This is a genomic window from Microcoleus sp. LEGE 07076 (genome assembly GCF_015207455.1).
Classification (GTDB): domain Bacteria; phylum Cyanobacteriota; class Cyanobacteriia; order Cyanobacteriales; family Microcoleaceae; genus Microcoleus.
The window spans coordinates 1-6,557 of record NZ_JADEWV010000268.1 but is presented as its reverse complement, the minus strand read 5'-3'; the positions used below and the strand labels follow the sequence as shown (position 1 = coordinate 6,557).

Sequence of the window (6,557 nt, the reverse complement as noted above, 5' to 3'; positions counted from 1 at the left end):
TCTTTGAGATGCTTATTTTTCAGCATTTAGGTTTCCCCCCAGCCACGTGTTTCGTTGAATCACCCTTATTTTCGCCTGGTTTAATTGACTTTATACTACCCCGTCGTAAAAAACCTACACCTGTCAGCCTTGTTAAGGGGGGTTAGGGGGGATCTCCGGGTTTAAAAACACCCTAGGGCGATCGAGAAGAATCATGGCCAATGCCCGATGCCCGATGCCCCATTCCCTATTCCCTATTTCTGATTCTTAATAATATCCTCCAACTTTTTACCAGCAGGAAGTTCAGTAAACACCCGATCGCCCGCCTTAGCACCCTCTAAAATCTGAATCTTGTTACCAATAGTCGATCCAACAGTCACAGGCTTAAACTTCGGCTGTTGTTTCTCGTCAGGAACTAGCACACCAGTTTGACCTTTATTCGTCACAATAGCCACCGTGGGGACAACCAAAGCATTGCTGAGCTTTTGACCGACAAATTTCAAATCTACGTTCATACCCGACTGCAAGAAATCCTTGCCCGTATCGAGCGCAACTCGCACTTGAAACAAGGTTACATCCCGTTCTTTAACAGCTTCCGGCGCAATTAATTTCACCTTGCCTTTAAACACTTTGTCGGGATAAGCATCAGCCACAATTTCAACCACTTGACCCGGTTTAATTTGACTGATATCTGCCTCCGGCACTTTCGCCAAAACCTCCACATCTTTAGCCAGAGCCACAATCGATGTCGAAGTAGCCGAAGTAGCTTCCGATGCCGAAGTTGCCGGAGTTACAAAAGCTCCTTGAATTGCGTATCTTTGGGTAATAACTCCGGCAAAAGGAGCGCGAACTTTCGTATCTTCTAACTGCACTTCTTGAAAACGGACTTGAGCCTGAGCTTCGGCTAAATCAGCTTTAGCGGACGCTATTTCTTCCGGGCGAGCACCGTTTTCTTGGGCGGCCAATTGGCTTTTTGCTTCAGCAACTGCTGCTTCGGCTTTAGCGATTTCTTCTGGACGGTTGCCGTTTTCAGTTTGCGCTAATTTGCTTTTTGCTTCGGCAACTTCTGCTTCAGCTTTGGCAATTCCTTCCGATCGCGTGCCGTTTTGCAACTGCTTTAATGCTTGCTGCTCAACTTCCAAAGCAGCTTGCAGTTGCTGAATTTGCGACTTCCGACTTTCTTGCAGTTGTTGCAGGCGTTTTTGGGATTCTGTTAATTTAGCTTGGGCAGTGCGATTTTCTTTGATTAATTCATCCAGTTTATCTTGAGCAAGAGCGCCTTCTTGGACTAACGGACGGTTGCGTTCCACCCGCTGAGCTGTTAGTTCGGCTTGAGCTTTACTCGATTCAATTTGCGTTTGTGCTTGGGCAATTTCTTGTTTTGAACTGCCGGTTTGAGCATCTGCTAAACGAGCTTGAGCTTGAGCTAAACGAGCTCGCCCTTGGTTTACTTCTTCTACACGGCTGCCGGCTCGCAGTTGCTGCAAATTAGCTTGAGTTTGCTGCAAGCGGGCTCTGGCTGCTGCAACTTCTTCGACGCGGCTGCCGGCTTGGAGTTGAGCCAGAGTGGCCTCGGCTTGCTCTAAGCGCGCTTGGGCGCTGGCGATGTCTTCCGATCGATTCCCTGCTTCAATTTTGGCGAGTTTGGATCGCACGCTGGCTTCGCGGGCTTTAGCTTGAGCCAGTTGAGCTTCTACATCGCGGCTTTCCATCCGCGCCACGATTTGTCCTGCTTCGACTTTATCGCCCTGTTCGACAAATAATTCTGCGATGCGCCCGGAGCCTTTGGGGCTGAGATTCACGCGCTGTACCGGCTGCACAGTCCCGCTAGACGTGATCCGCACCGTCAGGTTTTGGGCTTCCACCGGCACTGTCATTGTGGCGAGCGCATCTACTTTTGGCTGCGATCGAATTTTTGCTATATATAAGGTAGTCGGTACAGCTAGCAACCCGGCTACAACCAAGCCGATTGCCCACCGCTTCGGCTTCCGCGCGGGTTTCTTCGGAGACTGCTTTTGGGCGGTTTTATTATCTGCAATTTTGGTCTCTGCGGCCTTGGTGTCTGCAATCTGAGAATCTTCCACCTTGACCTGAGCAGTTTCCTCTTTAGGACTAACTATCATACCGACTTACCAGCTAATTTAATCTCAGGATTACCTTAAAGGTAAAATTTTTGCGGATGCTTGGCATCGTCTTTCAGACTCATCCTACCGGGTGATTTAAAAAAAGTTCCCCAACCAGCACCTGTAAACAATTATAGCCAATTATTGCAACTTATTAAATAATGTTAAGCTTTTTCTGCCTTAAGATGTGGGCCCAAACTTCCCTCGGGCGGAGATCGACCCCGCGCTGAGTTGCCCCACAGCAATCGCAGGGCGATCGGGCAGTGCTAATCTCGTAACGGCACAATCTGAAGACGCTGACTCTCATAAACCCGGTTTCTCGATCGCCAAGCTTAAATCCTGAACACATCTGCCACGAACCCGCAACAGGTTAAAATATTTTGCAAATCCGTTAAAAATGGAAAACAAAAAAATGAATCGTCCTCAAAGCGTTACAATTCTGGCAATATTGCAGCTAATCAGTGGGATATTCAGTCTCCTTGACGGCTTGTTTATCTTACTATTTGCAGGCGTTTTGGGCGGTCTCGGCGCGGTTGGATTTGGCGCAAAAGTTGGTACTGTCATCGGCGGCTTCATTGCAATTTTTTCGGCGATCGCTATAATTATCGGAATTATTTCCCTAGTCTTAGGATGGGGTTTGTTTCAACTAAAAAAATGGGCTTGGACTGGAACATTAATTATCCATGTCATCGCCGTCGTAACGCAAATTGCCAAATTGTTTGGTAGCGCAGGTGCAGCAGTCAATTTTCTATCTCTGGGTTTTGCAGCAGCTAGCATTTATTACCTGCTGCGGCCGGATGTTAAACAAGCGTTTTCTATTTAATCTATTAATCGTCTCTGATTTGTGAATATTTTTTTGTGAACCGCAGAGGCGCAGAGAACGCAGAGAAAGAGAGGATAATAGACAGGTTTAAAAATACTGTTAGGATGGTTATTTGCTTGAATTAACGATAGTGAATTCTCGGGTCAAAAAAAGCATAGGAAATATCAACCGCCAGATTTATCAGTACAAAAGTCACAGACACAAAAATTACTCCACCTTGGACAATCGGGTAATCCCGCGTCAGAATTCCGCTGTAAATCCAAGAACCAATTCCCGGCCACGAGAAAATCGTTTCAGTCAGAATTGCGCCACCCAAAAGCGTGCCAAACTGCAAACCTATCGTTGTGACGATCGGCAAAAACGCATTTTTCAAAGCGTGTTTCAAAATTACCCAATATTCCGGCAATCCTTTAGCCCGCGCCGTGCGGATGTAATCTTGCGATAACACTTCCAGCATTGCAGCACGAGTAATTCGAGCGATAATTGCCAAGGGGATTGTTCCTAAAGTTAAGGCTGGGAGTACGAGATGGGCGATCGCATCCCGAAAAGCCGCCAAATCCCACCTCAGCAAAGCATCCAAAACATAAACACCAGTAATCGGCTTAAAACCAAACCCCAAATCTACACTAATCCGCCCGCTAGGAGGCAGCCATTTTAGATAAACAGCAAACAAATAAATCAGCATCAATCCCAACCAATACACGGGTAAAGATACCCCAATCAAAGAACCGCTCATCGTCAGATTGTCCAGCCAGCTATTTTTCCGGACAGCAGCCAAAATTCCCGCCGGAATTCCGATTATAAGTGCCACCAACATCGCCGCCACCGACAGTTCCAAAGTAGCAGGCCAGCGACTTCTAATTTCATCAACAATCGGAATACCGCTAATAATACTATTTCCCAAATCAAAGCGAATCAAACTCCCTAAAAAAGCCAAATATTGCCAAGGTAAAGGCTGATTCAGACCCAATCTCGCCCTCAAAATTTCCACCTGTTCGGGAGTTCCCCGTTCTCCCAAAAGCACAGTCGCCGGGTCTCCCGGTATCAAATGCAAAAAAGCAAATACTAGCAGTGTAATTCCGAACAGAACTGGTAATAGTCCCAGCAAACGTTTAACAATATATTGAAACATCACTCGATCTCATTCACCTTGGAAATTTGCCAAAATCTGATCGACCGTTTCTTCTACCGTTAGATTGGTTGAATCCAGCCAGTAGCCAAGGCGAGGAGTTTCGGTACGGAGAATGCGATCAAATTCATAAACCATTGCTTCGTTGGCATATCCGGTCTTCGATCTTGCTGCATCCCGTGCAGCTACAACTTCTGCCTTCGGACACAGAACGATCGCGGACAACGGCACATCGTGGAAAGTGGCAAGTACCTCAGCCAGTGCCGAACCAATGATGATGTCTTGATAAACCACCGTAAAACCAGCCTGGAGATAGTGTCGCGCTACCATTGCTGCCAAATGATAGCGCAGTTGAAGCTGCTGATATGCCTCTGCTGACAAATTTAACGCCATTTGGGCCTGTCCATTCACAATCATGCGACGAAAGATATCGCCGCGAAGGTGGACAGTTTTGGGCAACCGTTCGGCAAGAGATTGGGCAACACTTGATTTTCCAGCAGCCATATTCCCGGTAATCACAATAATTTGTGGCTGATGATTTGCAGGTGGTCGATCGCTGTCCATACTGTTTGTTAAGGTAAATTAATGTAAAGTATGAGAATCGAGGAGATGTGTCTCGATCGAACTTCTCAATTTTTGCTAACATCCTCAAAAGACTCGGAACCTAAAGGACTCGGAATCCAACCTTTAATATTCTTGCGTTTCCCTAAAAGCGGCTGCGAATGTACGATCGCCATAAAAAGCTACGATCGGCTATAAATTAGCTGGTTCCGGGGCTCGTTCTGATTCCCCAATCTTCGCTGATTCCGAGTCAGCGCGCAACTCACTATTTTCGACAGTAATTGCTAGTTTAAATCCTAACGCTTCGAGCAATTCTACAAAACAGTAAATTTCTGAACCTGCACTTGCTGTCAACATTTTGTCAAGCTTTTCATGATGCTGTTTTGCCGAAGCAGAAAGAGCATTCATCCTGATTCGAGCCTCAATTACCTTTGTAATTGCATTTCTAAACAGTTCACGTTCAGGATCTTTTTCTTCCAAGATAGCCTCAATATAACCAGCAGCTTCTTCCGGCTCTTTGAGAGATTCAATTAGGTACTCGCGGTAGCTATCACTCGCAGGCATTTTCACGTTTTTCATAGTCTGTCCAGTATTCTATAGCTTGTCGAATGTCTTGTTCTTGGGTGCTTTTATCCCCAGCTATGAGGATTACCACAATTGTCAAATCAACTTGTCCAAAGTAGACGCGGTAGCCCGGGCCATAATTAATTCTGAGTTCAAAAACTCCTTGTCCCACTGACTTAAAATCTCCGAGATTACCTTGCTCAACTCGGTCAAGCCTAGCCTTGATTCTAACTCTAACATTCCGATCGCGGAGGGCATCAAGCCACTCGGTGAATGGTATTCTACCCTCTGCTGTAGTGTAACGTCGAATTTCTCTGGGTTGTACTTCCATAATTTTATCACACTCGATCGGCAATTTCTATAGTAGAGCGATCGGCAGTACATTCAGCATGAAAATCACTTTTTTAAGACTTACTAACTTCCTCAAAAGACTCGGAACCTAAAGGACTCGGAACCCAACCTTGAACATTCTTGCGTTTCCCTAAAAGCGGCTGCGAATGTACGATCGGCAAACGCACCGCCTCCCCATGCAAAATCTCGCTAACTTCCCCATAAATTTTCGCCCTAACTGCTTTATCCCCACTCGCCCTTCCCTTATCTAAAAGTGCCAAAACCTGCGGATTTTTCCAATTTCCCAAATCCGCCGTCGAACCAGGGCCGAAGTGAGGATAATAAAAATTGTCAGGATCGCCATAATCTCCAGTCCAACCCATCATAAAAGCTTGGAATCCGGGAGGTTTTAGCCGATCGGCCAAATAAGCAGACCAATCCTTTGTCAGCAACTTTACCCGAATCCCGATCGCACTTAAATCCGCCGCAAAAGCTTCTGCGATCGGCTTCGGCGTGGGAAAATAGGGACGGCTGACCGGCATATACCACAAATCCAAATCAAAACCGTTCGGATAACCGGCCTTCGCCAGCATTGCTTTAGCTTGCTGCGGGTTAAATTCGTAATCTTTAACTTTTTCAGACTCCGCCCAATTCAGCGCAGGCGGGATAAATTGTGAGTCGTGTTTTCCTAGTTCTCCCCAGAAAGCCTTGACTATGGCTTGCTTGTTGATTGTTTGGGCGATCGCCCGCCTGACTTCCGGTTTCGACAAAGGCGCGTAACCCGGATTTAACGCTAAATAACCCACATTAAAAGAAGGACGCAAAACAGTTTCCAAATTAGCATCCGCCTGCATTTCTTTCAATTGATCCGGCGTTAAATCCACAGTAAAATCAAGTTGACCGGCCCTCAATTGAGCCAGTCTCGCCGCCGGATCCTCAAAAAAACGAAGTACCAACTGATTGACTTTCGGCGTTCCAGTTGTCCAATAATTCGGATTTTTTTCTAAGACAATGCGATCGCCCGAGATCCATTCCTTAAACACAAAAG

The 6,557-nt window shown here is 46.3% G+C and carries 8 protein-coding genes; 2 read left to right on the top strand and 6 right to left on the bottom strand.

Going from position 1 to position 6,557, the window contains the following annotated elements:
• Window positions 1-233: 233 nt before the first annotated feature.
• Window positions 234-2,102, bottom strand: a complete 1,869-nt coding sequence (locus IQ270_RS26730; protein ID WP_193976188.1) for an efflux RND transporter periplasmic adaptor subunit — start codon at window positions 2,100-2,102, stop codon at window positions 234-236.
• Between the two features lie 412 nt (window positions 2,103-2,514).
• On the opposite strand from IQ270_RS26730, the gene IQ270_RS26725 reads away from it, so the two are divergent.
• Window positions 2,515-2,925 carry a hypothetical protein gene (locus IQ270_RS26725; RefSeq protein ID WP_193976187.1) on the top strand — a complete coding sequence of 137 codons (411 nt, stop codon included), beginning with the start codon at window positions 2,515-2,517 and terminating at the stop codon, window positions 2,923-2,925.
• A gap of 121 nt (window positions 2,926-3,046) precedes the next feature.
• Here the strand turns inward: IQ270_RS26725 and IQ270_RS26720 are convergent, their stop codons facing one another.
• Window positions 3,047-4,057, bottom strand: a complete 1,011-nt coding sequence (locus IQ270_RS26720; protein ID WP_193976186.1) for an ABC transporter permease — start codon at window positions 4,055-4,057, stop codon at window positions 3,047-3,049.
• 9 nt (window positions 4,058-4,066) lie between these two features.
• Complete coding sequence (locus tag IQ270_RS26715; protein ID WP_193976185.1) at window positions 4,067-4,618, bottom strand: AAA family ATPase; 552 nt, start codon at window positions 4,616-4,618, stop codon at window positions 4,067-4,069.
• A 30-nt stretch (window positions 4,619-4,648) separates the two neighbouring features.
• Between IQ270_RS26715 and IQ270_RS26710 the strand changes: the two genes are divergently transcribed.
• Window positions 4,649-4,813, top strand: a complete 165-nt coding sequence (locus IQ270_RS26710) for a hypothetical protein (protein WP_193976184.1) — start codon at window positions 4,649-4,651, stop codon at window positions 4,811-4,813.
• Here the strand turns inward: IQ270_RS26710 and IQ270_RS26705 are convergent.
• The 3 genes from IQ270_RS26705 to IQ270_RS26695 all read right to left on the bottom strand — a co-directional run.
• Window positions 4,808-5,194, bottom strand: coding sequence for a DNA-binding protein (locus tag IQ270_RS26705; RefSeq protein ID WP_193976183.1), 387 nt, complete (start codon window positions 5,192-5,194; stop codon window positions 4,808-4,810). The genes IQ270_RS26710 and IQ270_RS26705 overlap by 6 nt on opposite strands.
• Window positions 5,166-5,510, bottom strand: coding sequence for a type II toxin-antitoxin system RelE/ParE family toxin (locus IQ270_RS26700; protein WP_193976182.1), 345 nt, complete (start codon window positions 5,508-5,510; stop codon window positions 5,166-5,168). The genes IQ270_RS26705 and IQ270_RS26700 overlap by 29 nt, the downstream gene beginning before the upstream one ends.
• Before the next feature lie 73 nt (window positions 5,511-5,583).
• The coding region (locus IQ270_RS26695) for an ABC transporter substrate-binding protein (protein WP_228056735.1) at window positions 5,584-6,557 on the bottom strand (974 nt) is incomplete at its 5' end.